This is a genomic window from Staphylococcus sp. GDX8P54P, from assembly GCF_017893165.1.
In the GTDB taxonomy this organism is placed as follows: domain Bacteria; phylum Bacillota; class Bacilli; order Staphylococcales; family Staphylococcaceae; genus Staphylococcus; species Staphylococcus borealis.
In genome coordinates this window covers 15,404-34,836 of sequence record NZ_JAESMM010000004.1, presented here as the reverse complement: position 1 = coordinate 34,836, position 19,433 = coordinate 15,404, and the positions used below count along the sequence as shown (strand labels likewise).

The 19,433-nt window shown below is 33.6% G+C and carries 23 protein-coding genes, 1 pseudogene and 1 other annotated feature; of the genes and pseudogenes, 20 read left to right on the top strand and 4 right to left on the bottom strand.

Annotation, left to right across the window (positions count from 1 at the left end):
- Window positions 1-131 precede the first annotated feature (131 nt).
- From KA909_RS01075 to KA909_RS01065, 3 genes are read left to right on the top strand one after another with little or no spacing between them, the layout of a single operon-like run.
- Window positions 132-1,217 (top strand): tyrosine-type recombinase/integrase, encoded by a 1,086-nt coding sequence (locus KA909_RS01075; protein WP_031883924.1) that lies wholly within the window; start codon window positions 132-134, stop codon window positions 1,215-1,217.
- A 2-nt stretch (window positions 1,218-1,219) separates the two neighbouring features.
- Window positions 1,220-3,133 (top strand): tyrosine-type recombinase/integrase, encoded by a 1,914-nt coding sequence (locus tag KA909_RS01070; protein WP_029658482.1) that lies wholly within the window; start codon window positions 1,220-1,222, stop codon window positions 3,131-3,133.
- A gap of 1 nt (window position 3,134) precedes the next feature.
- Window positions 3,135-3,500: a DUF6262 family protein gene (locus KA909_RS01065; RefSeq protein ID WP_000619629.1), complete on the top strand. Its 366-nt coding sequence runs from the start codon at window positions 3,135-3,137 to the stop codon at window positions 3,498-3,500.
- A gap of 282 nt (window positions 3,501-3,782) precedes the next feature.
- Here KA909_RS01065 and KA909_RS01060 read toward each other — a convergent pair whose 3' ends face one another.
- The 3 genes from KA909_RS01060 to KA909_RS01050 all read right to left on the bottom strand — a co-directional run bounded on the left by KA909_RS01060 (window position 3,783) and on the right by KA909_RS01050 (window position 6,201).
- Window positions 3,783-4,199, bottom strand: a complete 417-nt coding sequence (locus tag KA909_RS01060; RefSeq protein ID WP_031883923.1) for an NAD(P)H-dependent oxidoreductase — start codon at window positions 4,197-4,199, stop codon at window positions 3,783-3,785.
- A 177-nt stretch (window positions 4,200-4,376) separates the two neighbouring features.
- Window positions 4,377-5,804: a chloramphenicol/florfenicol efflux MFS transporter FexA gene (fexA, locus tag KA909_RS01055; RefSeq protein ID WP_165625491.1), complete on the bottom strand. Its 1,428-nt coding sequence runs from the start codon at window positions 5,802-5,804 to the stop codon at window positions 4,377-4,379.
- 253 nt (window positions 5,805-6,057) lie between these two features.
- Window positions 6,058-6,201 carry a hypothetical protein gene (locus KA909_RS01050; RefSeq protein ID WP_002360221.1) on the bottom strand — a complete coding sequence of 48 codons (144 nt, stop codon included), beginning with the start codon at window positions 6,199-6,201 and terminating at the stop codon, window positions 6,058-6,060.
- A gap of 438 nt (window positions 6,202-6,639) precedes the next feature.
- Here KA909_RS01050 and KA909_RS01045 point away from each other — a divergent pair.
- Both KA909_RS01045 and KA909_RS01040 read left to right on the top strand, forming a co-directional pair.
- Window positions 6,640-6,783, top strand: a pseudogene (locus KA909_RS01045) (JAB domain-containing protein); the annotation flags it as partial.
- A gap of 78 nt (window positions 6,784-6,861) precedes the next feature.
- Window positions 6,862-7,143 carry a hypothetical protein gene (locus KA909_RS01040; RefSeq protein ID WP_053029581.1) on the top strand — a complete coding sequence of 94 codons (282 nt, stop codon included), beginning with the start codon at window positions 6,862-6,864 and terminating at the stop codon, window positions 7,141-7,143.
- Window positions 7,144-7,199: 56 nt separating this feature from the next.
- On the opposite strand, the gene KA909_RS01035 is transcribed toward KA909_RS01040, so the two are convergent.
- Window positions 7,200-7,379, bottom strand: a complete 180-nt coding sequence (locus tag KA909_RS01035; protein WP_053029580.1) for a hypothetical protein — start codon at window positions 7,377-7,379, stop codon at window positions 7,200-7,202.
- Between the two features lie 168 nt (window positions 7,380-7,547).
- Between KA909_RS01035 and KA909_RS01030 the strand changes: the two genes are divergently transcribed.
- From KA909_RS01030 to secDF, 15 genes are all read left to right on the top strand, one after another.
- Complete coding sequence (locus KA909_RS01030) at window positions 7,548-8,024, top strand: DUF4930 family protein (RefSeq protein WP_075108332.1); 477 nt, start codon at window positions 7,548-7,550, stop codon at window positions 8,022-8,024.
- An 80-nt stretch (window positions 8,025-8,104) separates the two neighbouring features.
- Entirely contained in the window at window positions 8,105-8,230 is a 126-nt protein-coding gene (locus tag KA909_RS13430) for a hypothetical protein (RefSeq protein WP_107629785.1), read from the top strand.
- Window positions 8,231-8,427: 197 nt separating this feature from the next.
- Complete coding sequence (mreC, locus tag KA909_RS01025; protein ID WP_193839252.1) at window positions 8,428-9,264, top strand: rod shape-determining protein MreC; 837 nt, start codon at window positions 8,428-8,430, stop codon at window positions 9,262-9,264.
- Complete coding sequence (gene mreD / locus KA909_RS01020; protein WP_070854915.1) at window positions 9,264-9,773, top strand: rod shape-determining protein MreD; 510 nt, start codon at window positions 9,264-9,266, stop codon at window positions 9,771-9,773. Before mreC ends, mreD begins: the two co-directional genes overlap by 1 nt.
- Window positions 9,774-9,819: 46 nt before the next feature.
- Window positions 9,820-9,895, top strand: a sequence feature (ribosomal protein L21 leader region).
- Between the two features lie 13 nt (window positions 9,896-9,908).
- Window positions 9,909-10,217, top strand: coding sequence for a 50S ribosomal protein L21 (gene rplU, locus KA909_RS01015; RefSeq protein WP_002448968.1), 309 nt, complete (start codon window positions 9,909-9,911; stop codon window positions 10,215-10,217).
- Window positions 10,218-10,220: 3 nt separating this feature from the next.
- The gene (locus KA909_RS01010) at window positions 10,221-10,541 is read left to right on the top strand and encodes a ribosomal-processing cysteine protease Prp (protein ID WP_210129880.1); all 321 of its coding nucleotides are present in this window, start codon (window positions 10,221-10,223) and stop codon (window positions 10,539-10,541) included.
- Window positions 10,542-10,552: 11 nt separating this feature from the next.
- Window positions 10,553-10,837 (top strand): 50S ribosomal protein L27, encoded by a 285-nt coding sequence (rpmA, locus tag KA909_RS01005; protein ID WP_011275573.1) that lies wholly within the window; start codon window positions 10,553-10,555, stop codon window positions 10,835-10,837.
- A 152-nt stretch (window positions 10,838-10,989) separates the two neighbouring features.
- Window positions 10,990-12,282 (top strand): GTPase ObgE, encoded by a 1,293-nt coding sequence (gene obgE, locus KA909_RS01000; protein WP_193839254.1) that lies wholly within the window; start codon window positions 10,990-10,992, stop codon window positions 12,280-12,282.
- A gap of 11 nt (window positions 12,283-12,293) precedes the next feature.
- Window positions 12,294-12,749 (top strand): ACT domain-containing protein, encoded by a 456-nt coding sequence (locus KA909_RS00995; protein ID WP_070854917.1) that lies wholly within the window; start codon window positions 12,294-12,296, stop codon window positions 12,747-12,749.
- A gap of 12 nt (window positions 12,750-12,761) precedes the next feature.
- Window positions 12,762-13,367: a Holliday junction branch migration protein RuvA gene (gene ruvA / locus KA909_RS00990; RefSeq protein WP_075108335.1), complete on the top strand. Its 606-nt coding sequence runs from the start codon at window positions 12,762-12,764 to the stop codon at window positions 13,365-13,367.
- A 51-nt stretch (window positions 13,368-13,418) separates the two neighbouring features.
- Window positions 13,419-14,408, top strand: coding sequence for a Holliday junction branch migration DNA helicase RuvB (gene ruvB / locus KA909_RS00985; protein WP_075108336.1), 990 nt, complete (start codon window positions 13,419-13,421; stop codon window positions 14,406-14,408).
- A gap of 17 nt (window positions 14,409-14,425) precedes the next feature.
- Window positions 14,426-15,451: a tRNA preQ1(34) S-adenosylmethionine ribosyltransferase-isomerase QueA gene (gene queA, locus KA909_RS00980; RefSeq protein ID WP_193839255.1), complete on the top strand. Its 1,026-nt coding sequence runs from the start codon at window positions 14,426-14,428 to the stop codon at window positions 15,449-15,451.
- 19 nt (window positions 15,452-15,470) lie between these two features.
- Window positions 15,471-16,610, top strand: coding sequence for a tRNA guanosine(34) transglycosylase Tgt (gene tgt / locus KA909_RS00975; RefSeq protein WP_070854918.1), 1,140 nt, complete (start codon window positions 15,471-15,473; stop codon window positions 16,608-16,610).
- 16 nt (window positions 16,611-16,626) lie between these two features.
- Window positions 16,627-16,887, top strand: a complete 261-nt coding sequence (yajC, locus tag KA909_RS00970; protein WP_011275581.1) for a preprotein translocase subunit YajC — start codon at window positions 16,627-16,629, stop codon at window positions 16,885-16,887.
- A 226-nt stretch (window positions 16,888-17,113) separates the two neighbouring features.
- Window positions 17,114-19,399, top strand: a complete 2,286-nt coding sequence (secDF, locus tag KA909_RS00965; protein WP_193839256.1) for a protein translocase subunit SecDF — start codon at window positions 17,114-17,116, stop codon at window positions 19,397-19,399.
- Window positions 19,400-19,433: the final 34 nt, after the last annotated feature.

Below are 19,433 nucleotides of genomic sequence, written 5' to 3'. Positions count from 1 at the left end.
TTAAACATAGTATCCTAAACTAGAGTACTCTAAGTACTCGAAGTTTAGGATTTTTTAATTACAGTGCTTTAACTATTAAATATATAAGGGTATTATTAATAGTAGTTAAAGTATTTAAAGGTGGTGGAAAGATGAAGGTTCAGAAAGTAATTGTGGAGGAAAAATCATATCCGTTATACATACTGCTAGATAAAGAATTTGAAGTGATAGAACCGGTTAAGCGATTTATAAAGTACTTGGATAATACGGGCAAAGCTCCAAATACCATTAAAACATATTGTTATCATCTCAAGCTGTTTTATGAATTTATGAGCCAAAGTAGAATCGAATTAGGAGATTTACAATTTGAGGATTTAGCAAACTTTGTAGGATGGTTAAGAAATCCAGCAGGGCATTTAAAGGTAATAGATATACAACCAAAGAAGGCTAAAAGAGAGGAAACATCAGTTAATTCCATACTTAACGCTGTAACTAGTTTCTTAGAGTATTTAAATCGCACAGAAAATTTTAAAGCTATAGATATGTCTAAAGAAGCAAGAGGAAGAAACTTTAAGGGGTTTCTTCACCATATTTCTAAAGGTAGATCCTATAAAAAAAATATTTTAAAGCTTAGGGTCAAAAAGAAACTTGTACAAGTATTAGAACATGGACAAGTCAAAGCAATAATTGAGGCATGTCATACCAAAAGAGATAAGTTACTTATTATGCTTATGTATGAAGGGGGACTTCGGATAGGAGAAGCATTATCCCTTCGTATTGAAGATATTTCAACATGGGATAACCAGATTAACATCAGGCCAAGAGATCATAATGAAAATGGAGCTTATATTAAACTTAAAAAAAAAAGAACTATTGATGTAAGTAAGGAATTAATGGCATTATATACCGATTACTTAGTACATGAATATGGGGAAGATTTAGATCATGATTATATATTTATTAATCTTAAAGATTCTTATTTTGGCCACCCTCTAAAATATCAAAGTGTATTAGACTTAATAAGAAGACTAGGAAAACGGACAGGGATTACTTTCACTGCCCATATATTACGTCATACGCATGCCACAGAGCTTATTAGAAGTGGATGGGATGCTGCATATGTACAAAAAAGATTAGGGCATGCCCATGTACAAACAACACTTGATACGTATGTTCATCTTTCTGATCAAGATATGAAGAATGAATATAAAAAGTATCTTCAAGGGAGAGAAACATGACAATGAAATTTCCAAGTGTAGCAACTAATCGAAAGCTTATCGCTAGTACAGAGATTAATAAAAAAATAGCTAATATGACAAGTGTTTTAAAAGGTTATTGGGCAGCAGATAGATGGGATATAAGAATTTGTCCGCATCCTAGTGCAATTGAGTTAAGTAAGAATCCGTCACTAAGAAATCGTTGGGTAAATTTCGATAAGGTGGAAAATGTCTGGTTGAAAACAGAATTAAAATATTTTTATTACCTTCACTTGAATAATGGAGCTTGGAATGCAAAATCCGTTTGGATTAGAAAGGGAACAGTGATAAGCCGGATGATGGGATTTTTAAATTTAAAATATCCTAATATTACATCGATAACCGAAGTGCCTATAAAAAAAGCTTTGACAGAATACCGGACCTACTTAACAGAACAAAAAGTAAAAACTACGACTACTAATTACAAACTTGATGTAAATCAGCAGAAAGTTACTGTACATGCGAATTCCTATTACGTTACTCATCTTAAGCAGTTTATGGAATTCTATGAGGACTTCTATTTTGATGGGGAAGAATGGGAAAAAGATGTTTGGAATCGAAGAAAATTATCATTACCGGAAGATAAGGTAAACCCAACATCCTACGAATATACGATCAACTTTAAGGGTTTTAAGAATAATTATTTTAAAGAAATAGTTAAGCGATATTGTAAACTAATGTTAAACACAGCTAGCTTTTCTCACGTAGTAGATATAGCTTCAAAATTAAAAGAATTTTTTAATTTCATGAACAAAAATTGTGAAGGTATACAAAGGATTCATCAATTAACTAGAAATGAAATTGAGCAATATTTTAATTATATTAATTTAAAAGGTTTAAAACCCAGTACTGTAACTGGACGAATATCTACTTTAGACGTTTTTTTTACTACAATTCAAAGATATGACTGGAAGGATACACCTTCTAAGATCCTTATCTTTCAAGAAGATTACCCTAAAGTGCCGAAGGCACTACCACGTTATATTGATGAACATATACTTGAACAATTAAATGGGAAATTAGATAAATTGGAACCTTATATTGCTACAATGGTTATGGTACTTCAAGAATGCGGGATGCGTATCAGTGAACTTTGTACATTGAAAAAAGGGAGCGTCATAACCGATAAAGAAGGGGATTGCTTTTTAAAGTATTATCAGTGGAAAATGAAGAAAGAGCATATCATTCCTATTTCTAAAGAAATTGCTGCATTGATATTAGTTCAAGAGCAAAGGGTGGCTGATGAACTCGATGATGGATGTGTATATGTGTTTCCCCGAAAAGATTGCTCACCATTGAAACAAGATACCTTTAGGGTTAAATTAAATGAACTAGCTTATGAAGAAAAGATAACGGACAGCAACGGAGAAATTTTTCGTTTTCATGCTCATGCCTTTCGGCATACAGTTGGCACTAGAATGATAAATAACGGAGTGCCACAACATATTGTCCAGAAGTTCTTGGGTCACGAATCACCGGAAATGACGGCAAGATATGCACATATTTTTGATGAAACCCTAAAGAAGGAATTTACGAAATTTAAGGAAACCTTAGTAACGAATAACGGTAGCATTCTGGATTTAAGTGAGGAAAATACTGAAGCTGACAATACAGATCTTCAATGGTTTAAAAAGAATATCAATGCACAGGCACTTCCTAATGGCTATTGTCGGTTACCAGTAATTGCAGGACCATGTCCTCACGCAAATGCATGTTTAGATTGTACGAATTTCTGTACAAGTAAACAATTTCTTACTGAACATGAAGAGCACTTAGAGCGAACTAAAGAAATACTAAATAGGGCTAAACAAAACCAATGGCAGCGTCAGGTTGAAACCAATGAACGTGTTAAAAATAGATTAGAACAGATTATTCATTCGTTAAAGGAGACGAATTAAAATGATTAGAAAAGGTAACACAACTGCCATAGTTCAGCTAGCTAAAGACAAGTCGGAGAAAACAAGAATTAGGGTTGAAAAGACAATTTCAGAGATGGCATTGAAAGAAGAGAAGATTAATTTTAATTCCGTTGCACAAAAAGCAAATGTTTCAAAGTCATGGCTTTACAAACAAAAAGATATTAGAACTAGAGTGGAGACATTAAGAGGGATGCAGATAAGTGAGTTAACCCCCCGTAAACCTAGTAAAAGCCCTCGTTCAGAGGACGTATTAATAAAAACCTTAAAAAGCCGTATAAAGGCGTTAGAAGAAGAGAATGAACGGTTAAAGGATCAAGTTCAAAAATTACATGGCAAGCTGTTTTAGCAGATTTGTGTTTCTTGGAATTTATTGGGCACTTTGAATTGGCTACCTAAAATGAAATCGCTAAAACCTTCAATAACTTCAATAGCCCATTTCCCTAAATGTGTTAAGGGGAAATGGGCTTTCTTCTAGTATTGTTGGCATGATCGCAGAAGTGTTTTATGCTCTTAAATAATACTTTTTAATATATTGCAAATACTCATTAGCACTTTTCTGTATCTCTTCGCCCTTCATATCCGAATTAGCACCGTAAAGTACAAACTCTGGTACATATTCAGCATGAATCTATGCACATAAAGATTTGAATGGTGTTAACATCTGGGTTAATGTATGCTTGTTTTTACCCATACTTGTAAATTCACCTTTTTTTACGCCAGCTGATATAGCTAATCCTAATTTTCGATTATAAAATATTCTTTTACCCTTTGATCCGTAAGCCCATCCATATATAATCACTTCATCGATCCATTTTTTTAATAATGAAGGAGAACTATACCAATATAATGGAAATTGAAAAATAATATTATCATGATTTTCAACTAATTCCTGCTCTCTTTTTACATTCATAATAAAATCAGGATACTCTCTATAAAGATCATGAATGGTAATTTCGTTTGAATAAGACGCTGCTTTTTCTACCCAAACTTTATTGATTCGAGAATTTGGCATATCTGGGTGAGAAACGATCACCAATGTTTTCATTGTTTCATCCTTAACATACTCAACTTTCGCACCAATAAAACAGTGTACGAAAGTTGAGTTACTTAAAAGTATTCTATTCTAAGAAATTCAAATTTGCGTGATTCCTAAGCTATTTATTTACAGATTAAACTATAGAAGATGAACTAAACAATAACTAATCTTTACATAACTAAGTTATTACCCACGCTTTTTTAAACCTAATCCAGCTATTAAGGCAATGAGTATTGCCCCTGTAGCTGCAAGGAACGCATCTGAGTAGGACATAGCGTCCAATATATATAATGGATTTATCGGCTCAGTAGCATCACGTCGAGCGGATAATAATGCTCCAATCATACCTGCTCCAGTTCCTGCTCCAAGGTACAAAGCACCTTGGAAAATCCCCATTCCGACACCAACCTTGTCTGCATCGAGTGCACTTACTGCGGCGTTATTTGCGGGAGAATTCGTGAATGCAAAAGCAATCCCTACTCCGAGGACCCCCACGGAAACTAACAGAGGTGAAGCACCAGATGCATAGGTGGACAAGAATAAGGTAGACAGCCCCATCAGAGTCATCCCAGTAATTATCAGACGTTTATCCCCAAATCGATCAGAAAGACGGCCAACGAAGGGAGATAAGATTGCAACAGCCACACCACCTGGCAACAATATCATTCCAGCCTGTCCAGAAGAGAGTCCATTCACCTCAACGACTAGTAATGGGACGAACATAAGAACAGCGAAATAAGCAAACATCGAAAAAAATGCAATTATGACCGTATTGACATAATCCTTGTTATTGAACAGGACAGGTGGTACAAATGGATTTTCTGCGGTAACAATTCTCCAAATAAATCCCACCAAAGCTACAACAGAACCAATTAGGCTAGTTAACGATGAGAACGAAGAAAAACCAGAAGTTTCTCCTTGAGTGATGCCAAAAAGGAGTAATCCTACTGTGAGGCCGAGGAATAAACCACCAATGAAATCAAAGTTCTTATTGCTTCCTACGGATTCTGCCGGTTTAATTGTCGGTAACGCGTAGTAGGCACCAATAACAATCATAATGGCTAACAAAAATGTGAACCAAAACAAGGCATTCCACCCTAAATATTGACCAACTACTCCACCAAATATTGGACCAGCAGCAGTTCCAACACCAATACTTCCTGCGATAATTCCCAAAGCTCCCCCACGTTTTCCTTGTGGGAAAACCTTCGAAATTGCAATGACTGATAGAACTGGAATTGCGGACATCCCAGCACCCTGAACCATTCTTCCCAAAACCAACAATGGGAGGTTCGGGGCAATTGCACATAAAAGACTACCACTTGCCAGAATCATAATGGCAAAGATATATAGCTTTCGTAACTCAAAAAAGTCTGAGATTCGACCATAAATCGGAACTCCAATCGCAAGAACAAGTGCAATACCACTAACTATCCAACTCACTTGAGATTTCGAAGCTTCTAAATCTTTGCTTATTAGTGGAAGTACGGGATTGACTGAATCAGCCGTAATTGAACCTACAAGTACAGATAGGGAGAGTACCATCATTAAAAGCCTAGTAGAACCCCTTTTTTCAGATTGAATCATTTCTTTAGATTTACTATCCTTTTTCATTTTATTTCCTCCTAAAATATATTGTGATTTTAGGAGGCTAAATCCACTGCTTTCACCATAAACCTCACCTCATATCTATTTATATTGTAAAACCAAATCAACGAACTCACCATATTTCTACAGCATGATTAAAGATTCGGTTCTCCAAACTAACTGAACTGATCAAACAAAAAAAAGGCACCAGTTTAACAACCGGTGCCTAATCATTCGTATGCATTTTTACAAATGCAATAGATTCATAAATTTTTGCCCATTATATAAAAGGAGGCAAAAAGTTTTCCGGTAGTGTTTCCATTTTTTGTTTTTGTGAAAAAGGACATACTGATCCCGTTGTACCTAAATCCCCTGAAACTTTTACATGCTTTCTAAACTCGACATTAATGAAATCAATTCCCATTACTTTTTGCCTCCTTTCTCATATTGTGATAATAACACAATAATAATTGATGAAAAAGAAATAATCAACCCTACTTTTTTGAAAACCAATTTAAAGCTTTACTACTTTTACTTACATAATAAAGGCAGGTGCAGTATAAACTTTTTTAAATAGGTCTTCTTTAACGAGCAGGTAGCGTCAGTTAAAGTAGATAATTTAAGATCGAAATCATATTATAGATATTCCGAAATTGGGCGTGATTGTTGCAGGTCAAAAGCTTAATTCCTCGATAAAATAAAAAGGAATTAGTTTTTTTATTTGTGGTACATTCTTCTGACCGTAATCAATTGTCATCTAATAATGACATTGTATTTTTTCATTTGATTTAACACGTTAAATATATGTTCTTAAAGTAAAAACATTGATGTTAATGGATTTTTAGTAATTTACTCTTGATAAGACATCACACCTTCTAAAGAAGACATAGCAACTACTATAAGATTAAAAGATTGCGGTGAATTATTAGGGATTCAAGTCCTTGATCATATTATTATTGGAGATCAGAAATATGCAAGTTTAGTGGAAGAAGGTTATTTTGAATAAGTCAATTTAAAGAATGATTTGTTTTAATGATTAATCATCTTGTATAATTGTGTTTGAAAAATTTTATAGAGGTGCTTTATGACATTATTTTTAATCATTGGGATTTTGATACCAGTTATATATGTATTAAGACTTACAATTAAAGAATACACCATTGGACTTAAAGAAATGCTTGTTACAGTTGTTCTTTCAATGATAGGCATTGCAATATTTACCGTGCTAGGCGTGTTGATTAGTGGCCAAGATATAAATATTGCTACATTAATTTTAGCTTCGTTAATTACAGGGGCTATATGGGGGATATTACTATCTAGCATTTATAAATTATTTAACTATCTAAGACATACATTTCGTAAATAAAAACTAGCCATTGCAATATCAATATGATAAGTGATATTGCATAGCTAGTTTCCAATTTATTGAATATAGGCGGATAATACTTGGAAATTTTCCATAATCCAAAGTATACCTTGATATCCTAAATATAATCCTAATAGTATTAAGGCTGCAGATATTACAAATCTAAGAATTGCAAAACCAACCCTAAATAGCAATATCACAAGTAATGCAATTAAAATGATACTCACAATACTCATTATCAACACTCCTCATGAATATCCATAAACAATAATATAGTTATATTATAAAACATTCTTGATTAATTTGGTATCATACTTTAGTGCATACCATTTTCATGCTTAAGACTGATGATGTTGTGACAACGGTCATTTATAATAATATGGAATACTATTGGAGGGTATTTAATGCGATTTTTACTTAGTATTATTAAAAATATCATTGCAGTCATAGCTATTATTTGTATTATATATTTTGCATTAAAATACGCACCATTTTTAAGAGATCAAGATTGGAATCCAATTAATCATCCTATTAATAATGAGCAAGTCAGTAACGCACCAAATAATTTGAATCGTCCACAAAATATTCCGGCTAATGGTAAGCATTATGAAATCCAAGATAATGATATTTTACAAAATATACCAGCAAGTCAAACTAGAAATGTATTTAAATATTTGGATAAAAAAGAGTTCATGGCGGTTTCTGGTCTAGGTAGAATGGGATATAATGACAATTATTTAGCAGGTCAACGCGATGATGAATTCATTATTTATAAATTTGGTAGTGATCATATTAAAGTGTATCGAACTGAAATAGAAATGGAACAAGATTTAAATGCGCTCGGTCAATATATTGAATTAAGACCTTATGATGCATATTAATTAAGTTTTCATAATTGAACTCGCTTATTTTCTGCGTTATGGTTATGTTATAAACTAAATTTCGAAGGTTGGTGTGATGAATGTCTGAACAATCTAAAGAAAAACAAGCAAATGAACAAGCTAAAGCGCAAAATCTTTTCGCGAAATGGAGAAAAGATGAAAAACTTTATAGTGATGATGATAAAAAAGATAAAGACAAAAAGTAAAATTAATTTCAAAATGAGTTTGATGAGTAAGATTAGATAATATAGGCTATGTAACACGTTTCGCATTAGTCTAGTTATCTAATCTCTTTTTTATTTTAAGATGATACTATAGAATAAACTTAGTGCTTTATTTAAGACTCCGAGTAATATAAAATAATATAGGATGATTAAAATTAGAATTTATAGAGGTGTTATGAGTGCAAAAGTTTTTCAAAAATAACAAATTAATTGTTGTTTTTTGTGCGGTTATTATTTTTATTGCACTGATTGGTTTGTCATTAAGATCTCAGACGCAATCACCTCCTGAACAATATGTGGGGGATTCCGTTTCTCTTGGACAAAGAGTCGTGAGTTATCCTGTCAATTTTGTTACTGGAGCGATTAATAATCTTTTTAGCTCAAATAAAACAACTGATAATAATAAAGTGAAACAGCTAGAGGCTAAAAATGAAAAGCTAGAAGCGGAAAATAAAGATTTAAAAAAAGAATTAGATATGACTGACATTTCTAAATATGATCCTATTTCTGGTGCAGTAATCGCTAGAAATGCAGATCAGTGGATGAATACAGTTATTATCGATAAAGGTAAAAAAGATGGTGTTAAATCTAATATGGCTGTTATGACCGCTGAAGGTTTAGTTGGAAGGGTAACGAAAGTCAACCAATTTTCATCTCAAGTAGACTTATTATCAACGAATACAAGAACAGGTAAATTGTCTGTTAATATTCAACATGATTCTAAAAATGTGTTTGGCTTAATCGACCATTACGATAAAAAGAATCAGGAACTTGTGATTGGAAACATTAATAATAAAGATAAGATTTCAAAAGGCGATAAAGTTGTTACAAGCGGATTAGCCGATCAATTGCCAAGTGATTTATACATAGGTGAAGTTACCAAAGTTGAGAATGATGAGTATGGATTAGCAAAAGAAGTGAGAGTTAAGACGGGTGCCAATTTATCAGATATTAGCCACGTTTATATTGCCAAAAAAGATCCTGACAATGGTACGGATGAAAGCAGGGACAATTGATGAGAGTATTGTGGTATTTAATTGTTGGCGTTGTGTTGTTTTACATCGACAGCATCATTGGACTTGTGATACCGATGCATTTTGGTCATTTTGAGTTTAATCTTATCCCACACTTAATGTTATTATATATTTTGTTGTTAACAATTTATCGTGGCTTCGGTATAGGATTAATCTTTGCAGTATTATTTGGAATTGTAACGGATGTTTATACCGGTAGTGTATATGGTTTATATATGTTTGGTTACTTAGCACTCGTGGTTATTTTCGATAAATTCCTTAACGTTTTTTATCGAGATTATACTATGGTTTTTGCACTAAGTATTGCAAGTATCATTGTGTTTGAGATTTATATAGCAATGATATATGGTGTGATTGGGTTCGCAAATATTGATATCATTAATCTTATTTTATTGAGATTAATACCAACAGTCATAATGAATATCTTATTGTTAATGATTCTATTTCCTATATTTATGAAATTAATGAAAAAAACACAAAATCAAGATTGACACATAGATGTAGTAATGGTAAGATGCAGTAGTTGAGTAGTTTTATAGCTACATACAACCGCTCAAATATAGGTTTAAGAACATTTCGATGTCACCTATATATGGCGTGACTTATAATTATAGGAGGTGCAAAGTATGTTTGCTATTATCGAAACAGGCGGTAAACAAATTAAAGTAGAAGAAGGTCAAGAAATCTTCGTTGAAAAATTAGATGTTAATGAAGGTGACTCATTCACATTTGATAAAGTTTTATTTGTAGGTGGCGATTCAGTTAAAGTTGGTGCGCCAACTGTTGAAGGTGCTACAGTTACTGCTACAGTTAATAAACAAGGACGCGGTAAAAAAATCACTGTATTTACGTACAAACGTCGTAAAGACTCTAAACGTAAAAAAGGCCATCGTCAACCATACACTAAATTAACTATTGATAAAATCAACGCTTAATCTATGATTACGGTTGATATTACTATTAATGATAGTGGAAAAGTAACTGACGTTATCATGGATGGTCATGCTAATCATGGTGAATATGGTCATGATATTGTTTGTGCAGGTGCATCAGCGGTTTTATTTGGAAGTGTTAATGCGATTCTAGGTTTAACGACTGAGAAACCAGACATTGATTATGAAGATGACGGAGGTCATTTTCATATCAGAAGTGTAGATACAAACAATGAACAAGCGCAACTAATTCTTCAAGCGATGTTAGTTTCTTTACAAACGATTGAAGATGAATATAATGAAAATATCAGATTAAATTACAAGTGAGGTGTATCCCGATGTTAAAATTAAACTTACAGTTCTTCGCATCTAAAAAAGGGGTAAGTTCTACTAAAAACGGTCGTGACTCTGAATCTAAACGTTTAGGTGCTAAACGTGCTGACGGTCAATACGTTACAGGCGGTTCAATTTTATACCGTCAACGTGGTACTAAAATTTATCCTGGTGAAAATGTAGGTCGTGGTGGCGATGATACATTATTCGCTAAAATCGACGGCGTTGTTCGTTTCGAACGTAAAGGTCGTGACAAAAAACAAGTTTCTGTTTATGCAGTAGCTGAATAATTTTGTCTAGTTAACACCAGAAGTGAATGCTTCTGGTGTTTTATTTTGTTTTTATACAATTTAACTAACTTTATTGTGTTAGTTTTTTATACTTTAATGGATAATGATATAATATTGTCATTGAAGAACAAATAGTAAAAGAGGTGAGATATATGTTTGTCGATCAAGTTACAATATCTCTTAAAGCCGGTGATGGTGGTAATGGTATCACAGCTTATCGAAGAGAGAAATATGTCCCATTTGGTGGACCTGCTGGTGGTGACGGTGGTAAAGGCGCATCAGTAGTTTTTGAAGTAGATGAAGGTTTAAGAACGTTATTAGATTTTAGATATCAACGTCACTTTAAAGCAAAAAAAGGTGAAAATGGACAAAGTAGTAACATGCATGGTAGAGGTGCCGAAGATTTAGTATTAAAAGTACCACCTGGTACGATAATAAAAAGTGTTGAAACAGATGAAGTTTTAGCAGACTTAGTTGAAGATGGCCAACGCGCTATAGTTGCTCGAGGTGGACGAGGCGGACGTGGTAATTCTCGATTCGCAACACCTAGAAATCCGGCGCCTGATTTTAGTGAAAATGGTGAACCTGGTGAGGAATTAGATGTTACATTAGAACTTAAATTACTCGCTGATGTTGGATTAGTAGGATTCCCTAGTGTAGGAAAATCAACGTTGTTATCAATCGTTTCCAAAGCTAAACCAAAAATTGGTGCCTATCATTTCACAACGATTAAACCGAATTTAGGTGTTGTTTCAACACCAGACAATAGAAGTTTTGTAATGGCTGATTTACCAGGTTTAATTGAAGGTGCTTCCGACGGTGTTGGATTAGGACATCAATTTTTAAGACATGTTGAACGTACAAAAGTAATTGTGCATATGATAGATATGAGTGGATCAGAAGGCAGAGATCCATTTGAAGATTATCAAATCATTAATAAGGAATTAGTTAATTATAAGCAAAGATTAGAGGATAGACCTCAAATCGTTGTAGCTAACAAAATGGATATGCCTAACGCAGAATACAATCTAACGCTATTTAAAGAAGAAGTAGATAATGATGTTGTAATCATTCCTGTCTCAACGATTACACGTGATAATATTGATCAATTGTTATATGCGATAGCGGATAAATTAGATGAAGTTAAAGATATTGACTTCAGCGTCGATAATGACGAAGAAGTAGGTGTTAACCGCGTACTTTATAAACATACGCCTTCACAAGATAAATTTACTATTACGCGAGATGATGATGGCGCTTATGTTGTCAGTGGTAATGCTATTGAAAGAATGTTCAAAATGACAGACTTCAATAGTGATCCTGCAGTTAGAAGATTTGCTCGACAAATGCGCTCAATGGGTATTGATGATGCATTGAGAGAGCGTGGTTGTAGTAATGGAGACATCGTTAGAATTTTAGGTGGAGAATTTGAATTTGTAGAATAGGAGTGCTAACAGTGGACAACAAAGATTATAAAAAGTTTTATTTGATACGAGAAGATGTTTTACCTGAATCAGTGGTTAAGACATTAAAAATTAAAGATGCTTTAAAAAATAATCCGGAATTGTCCATTTATGAAGCAGTTAAATTATTCGATCTTTCCCGGAGTGCATTTTACAAATATAGAGAAACCATATTTCCTGTAGATGAGAAAATGCTAGACCATCGTGAATTTACACTCATCCTTTATGTAAATGACATTGTAGGAATGCTAGCACAAGTACTGAATACTATTTCTAAACTACAATTATCTGTACTTACAATTCATCAAAGTGTACCTATGGAAGAGAAAGCTACGATAACGCTATCTTTAAGCGCCCAAAATACTACGATTTCAATTGACGAAATAATTAAAGCTTTAAGAAATATTGATCACGTTTCTAAAGTTGAATTAATCAGTATGAGTATGTAAGGAAGGTTAATAATGTACGCTTATATTAAAGGAAAATTAACACAATTATTTCCAACTCATGTAGTTGTTGAAACATCGAATGGAGTAGGGTACGAAATTCAAACACCTAATTCTTATCGTTTTCAAAAATATTTGGAGCAAGAAGTAGTCATATATACTTCGTTGATTGTTAGAGAAGATGCAGAGTTACTTTATGGCTTCATCAATGAAGAAGAAAAAGATATGTTTTTAAGTTTGATTAAAGTAACAGGCATCGGCCCTAAATCTGCATTAGCAATTTTAGCGACAAGCACTCCAAATGAAGTTAAGCTAGCCATTGAGAATGAAAATGACGCTTATTTAACGAAGTTTCCAGGTATAGGGAAGAAAACTGCACGTCAAATTGTGCTTGATTTAAAAGGAAAAGTACAAATTACAACAGAAACAACTGAATCACTACTCAGTATCAATGAAAATAGTTCAAATAATGAGCAACTAGTGAAAGAAGCTTTACTTGCGCTTGAAGCTTTAGGATATTCAAAACGTGAAATAGCTAAAGTTGAAAAAGTATTGAACAAATCTTCATTTGATTCAGTTGATGAAGCAGTGAAACTCGGCTTAAAAACACTGGTATCTTAATTTTTTAAAAGCAGAGACTAAACATTAACTAATGTAACTGGGGGAGAAAATATGGATGACAGAATGGTTGATCAATCTTTGCATAATGAAGAAACGTCTTTCGAGCTGTCACTTAGACCAACAAGATTAAAACAGTATATAGGACAATCTTCAATTAAGAATAATCTCGAAGTATTCATTAAAGCGGCTAAACTTCGTGAAGAACCATTAGATCATGTACTTTTATTCGGACCACCAGGACTTGGTAAAACAACGCTATCTAATATTATTGCAAATGAAATGGATGTTAATATCAGAACTGTTTCAGGACCATCATTAGATAGACCTGGTGACCTAGCTGCGATACTTTCTGGCTTACAACCTGGCGATGTATTATTTATTGACGAAATTCACCGTTTAAGTAGTACTGTAGAAGAAGTGTTATATTCAGCAATGGAAGATTTCTTCATTGATATTATTATTGGTAAAGGTGACGAGGCGAGAAGTATTAGAATAGACTTACCTCCATTTACGTTAGTTGGTGCAACTACACGAGCTGGAAGTTTAACAGGCCCATTGAGAGATAGATTTGGTGTTCATCTAAGATTGGAATATTATAACGAAAATGATTTAAAAGAAATCATTATCCGTACAGCAGAAGTTTTAAATACTAAAATTGACGATGAAAGTGCGACTGAATTAGCGAAACGTTCGCGAGGTACACCACGTGTTGCCAATCGTTTATTAAAACGTGTCAGAGACTTTCAACAAGTTAATGAAGATGAACAAATTTATATTGAAACAACGAAACAAGCTTTACAATTACTACAAGTAGATGCAGAAGGTTTAGATTATATTGATCATAAAATGATGAGATGTATTATAAATCAATACAATGGAGGACCTGTAGGACTGGATACAATAGCTGTATCTATAGGTGAAGAACGTGTAACCATTGAAGATGTCTACGAGCCTTTTTTAATTCAAAAAGGCTTTATAGAACGTACACCTAGAGGTAGAAAAGCCACTGCATATGCGTATGAACATTTCAAAAATTTTTAATAAATGAGGGAATAAAAATGAATGTTGAGGAATTTGATTATGACTTGCCTGAATCATTAATTGCTCAGACCCCTTTGAAAGATAGAGACCAAAGTAAATTATTGGTGTTAGGTAGAAAAGACGGTCACATCACACATAAACATTTCAAGGATGTGATTGATTATTTAGAAGTTGGTGATACGCTTGTCTTAAATGATACGCGTGTTATGCCTGCACGATTATTTGGTTTGAAAGAAGAAACTGGCGCAAAAGTTGAAATGCTAATGCTTACCCGAATTGAGGATAACGATTGGGAAGTATTACTTAAACCTGCAAAACGAATTAAAGTGGGTAATAAATTATCTTTCGGAGACGGTAAGATTGTAGCTGAATGCATCAAAGAATTAGATCAAGGTGGACGTATCATGCGTTTACATTATGAAGGAATATTAGAAGAAAGATTGAATGAACTCGGTGAAATGCCACTACCTCCATATATTAAAGAACGTTTAGATGATCCTGATCGTTATCAAACTGTATATGCCAAAGAAAGCGGCTCAGCAGCAGCGCCAACAGCTGGCTTACATTTTACAGATGAATTGTTAGATGATATTAGAGCTAAAGGAATAAATATTGCATTTATAACCTTGCATGTTGGATTAGGTACATTTAGACCTGTGAGTGTTGAAGACATCAATGACCATGAAATGCACAGTGAATATTACCAAATGACACAAGAAACAGCGGACTTATTAAATCAAACTAAAAAAGAAGGCCACAGAATCATTTCTGTAGGTACAACATCTACTAGAACCTTAGAGACGATTCGTAGAGATTATAGTGAATTTGTAGCTGTCAGTGGCTGGACTGATATTTTTATCTATCCAGGATTTACGTACAAAGCCATAGATGGTTTGATTACTAATTTCCATTTACCTAAATCAACGCTTGTCATGCTTGTTTCCGCATTTAGTAGTCGAGAAAACATTTTAAACGCATATAAAGAAGCTGTTAACTTGGAATATAGATTCTTCAGTTTCGGTGATGCGATGTTAATTATTTAATGAATGAGAGGTATTAAATATGCCAGCAGTAACTTATGAACATATAAAGACTTGTAAACAATCAGGTGCACGCTTAGGTATCGTTCACACACCACATGGTTCTTTTGAAACGCCGATGTTTATGCCAGTAGGTACAAAAGCAACCGTTAAAACAATGAGTCCTGAAGAATTACGCCAAATTGAAGCTAAAATTATACTTGGAAATACGTATCATTTGTGGTTACAACCTGGAAATGATATTATCAAACAAGCTGGGGGTCTACATAAGTTTATGAATTGGGATGGCCCAATTCTTACTGACTCAGGTGGTTTCCAAGTATTTAGTTTAAGTAATCTTCGTAAGATCAGTGAAGAAGGTGTTGAGTTTAGACATCATACGAATGGATCGAAATTATTTTTAAGTCCTGAGAAATCGATGGAGATTCAAAATGATTTAGGTTCAGATATTATGATGGCGTTCGATGAATGTCCACCTATGCCTTCAGAATATAAATATGTAAAAGATTCAATTGAACGTACGACACGTTGGGCTGAACGTTGCTTAAAAGCGCATAAGCGTCCTGATGATCAAGCGCTCTTTGGTATTATCCAAGGTGGAGAATACAAAGATTTAAGAGAACAAAGTGCGAAAGAATTAGTTGCACTAGATTTCCCTGGATATGCAATCGGTGGCTTATCTGTAGGTGAACCTAAACCAGTAATGTACGAAATGGTTGAACATACTGTGCAATATATGCCAGATGATAAACCACGTTATCTTATGGGTGTAGGGTCTCCAGATGCGTTAATTGAGTGTAGTATACGTGGAATGGATATGTTTGACTGTGTTTTACCAACGCGTATCGCTAGAAATGGTACATGTATGACATCGAACGGAAGATTAGTGATTAAGAATGCTAAATATGCCAACGATTTTAAACCACTAGATGAAAATTGTGATTGCTACACATGTAAGAATTATTCACGTGCTTATATCAGACATCTGATCAAAGCTGAAGAAACTTTCGGTATCCGTCTTACTACTATTCATAATTTACATTTTCTGCTAAAATTGATGGAAGATATTAGACAAGCTATTCGAGAAGATCGTCTTTTAGATTTTAAAGATGAATTCTTTGAACAATATGGGCTTAATGTAGAGAACCCTAAAAATTTCTAAATAAGGAGACAACATAATGAACGTTTCAGCGTTAATTCTACCTATAATTTTAATTATAGTATTTTATTTCTTTTTAATTCGACCTCAACAAAAACGTGCGAAAGAGCATCGTGAAATGATTAGTCGAATTGAATCAGGTCAACGTATTACTACAATTGGTGGTTTAAAAGGAACTGTTAAAGCTGTGGATGAAACGACAGTTGTTATTACAGTTAATGGTCATGGTACTGAAATGACTTTTGAAAAACCAGCGATTAAACAAGTAGACCCTTCTTAATATTAAGGGAGATACGAAACGAATTATCTAAAACTGTCGACAGAGATGATCTTTGTTGACAGTTTTTTTAGTTTTAAAGGGTTAGGTGCAATAATCTTAATTTCACTAATAGATGTGGTATGTTAATATAGATAGGTCATGTAATAACTATGCAATTTTTTATTAACTTGCACATGGTTTATTAAAAGATTATTCTTAGTACATAAGTAAACAATGAGGTGTTCATGTGAAGAAATTTAGTAGGATAATTGCATTCATACTAATCGTAGCCGTTCTATTTGTTGGAATGGGGATGACTTATAAGAATGTAGTTAAAAATGTAAATCTCGGACTAGATTTACAAGGTGGATTCGAAGTGCTTTATCAAGTTAAACCACTTGATGGGGATAAAAAAATCGATGAAAAAGCCTTGCAATCTACTGCTAGAACTTTGGAAAACCGTGTCAACGTGCTAGGTGTTTCTGAACCTCACATTCAAGTTGAGGATCCAGATCGTATCAGAGTTCAATTAGCAGGTGTAAAAGATCCTGATGAGGCACGTAAAATATTATCTTCTCAGGCTAATTTAACGATTCGTGATGCTAATGACAAAGTTAAATTAACAGGTAAAGATATTGTACAAGGCTCAGCTAAGCAAGAATTCAAGCAAGGTACAAATGAGCCAGCAGTTACGTTTAAATTAAAAGACCGTGCAAAATTTAAAAAAGTAACAGAAGAAATTTCAAAAAAACAAGAAAACATGATGGTAGTTTGGCTTGATTTTAAAAAAGGAGATAGCTACCATAAAGAATTAGAAAAACCTGAAGACAAACGTAAATTCGTTTCAGCAGCGTCTGTTGATCAACCTATTAATTCTGATAGCGTTGAAATTTCAGGTGGCTTCCATGGTCAAGAAGGTGTAGAACGTGCTAAACAAATTGCAGAATTGCTTAACGCAGGTTCTTTACCAGTTGACTTAAAAGAAATTTACTCTAATTCAGTAGGTGCACAATTTGGTCAAGACGCACTTGATAAAACTATATTTGCATCTGCAATTGGTGTAGCAATTATATACTTATTTATGGTAGGCTTCTATAGACTTCCAGGTATAGTTGCTATTATCGCATTAACAGTATATATTTACCTTACTTTAGTAGCATTTAACTTTATTTCTGGTGTGCTTACATTACCGGGGTTAGCAGCACTTGTGCTCGGTGTAGGTATGGCGGTAGATGCGAATATTATCATGTATGAGCGGATAAAAGATGAACTGCGAATCGGTAGGACATTAAAACAGGCTTACTCTAAAGCAAATAAAAGTTCATTCTTAACTATCTTTGACTCGAACTTAACAACAGTAATTGCAGCTGGTGTGTTATTCTTCTTCGGTGAAAGCTCAGTTAAAGGTTTCGCAACAATGTTACTTTTAGGTATCTTAATGATATTTGTAACAGCCGTATTCTTATCAAGAGGTTTATTATCATTACTTGTATCTTCTAACTACTTTAAGAAGAAATTCTGGTTATTTGGTGTTAGTAAGAAGGATCGACATGATATTAATGAAGGCGTAGATGTTCATGATCTTAAAACCTCATATGAAAAATGGAATTTTGTTAAATTAGCAAAACCATTAATTGGATTTAGTATTTTAATCTTAATCGTTGGTATTGTTATATTGAGTATCTTTAAATTAAACCTTGGTATTGATTTTTCAGCAGGTACTAGAGTAGACATTGATTCTAATACGAAACTATCACAACCTAAAGTTGAACGTACGATGAAGGATTTAGGATTAACACCAGATCAAGTTCAAATTAATGGTAATGACAACAAACAAGCGACTGTTCAATTCAAAAAAGACTTATCTAAAAATAAAGTCGTAGAGTTAAATAAAAAAGTAAATGACGAGTATGGTCATAAACCAACAGTCAATACGGTATCACCTATGATTGGTCAAGAATTAGCTAAAAACGCAATGAAAGCTCTTATATACGCTGCAATAGGTATTATTATCTATGTATCACTAAGATTCGAATGGAGAATGGGATTATCATCTGTTTTAGCATTGCTCCATGACGTCTTTATGATTGTTGCTTTATTCAGTTTATTCCGATTAGAAGTTGATATCACATTTATCGCAGCTGTACTAACCATTGTAGGTTATTCAATTAATGATACGATTGTTACATTCGACCGTGTAAGGGAGAACCTTCATAAAATTAAGGTTATTACTAAACCTGAACAAATCGATGAAATCGTCAATCGATCTATACGTCAAACAATGACACGTTCTATCAATACGGTATTAACTGTTATAGTTGTCGTAGTAGCGATTTTAATCTTTGGTGCATCAAGTTTATTTAACTTCTCATTAGCACTATTAATCGGATTAGTTTCTGGTGTGTTCTCTTCAGTATTTATCGCTGTGCCATTATGGGGTATTATGAAAAAACGACAACTTAAGAAATCAGATAATGGTAAATTAACGGTATACAAAGAGAAAAAATCAAATGATGAAAAAATATTAGTATAGTTTATAAGAGTAGAATGTTGAATTCAATTCGAAT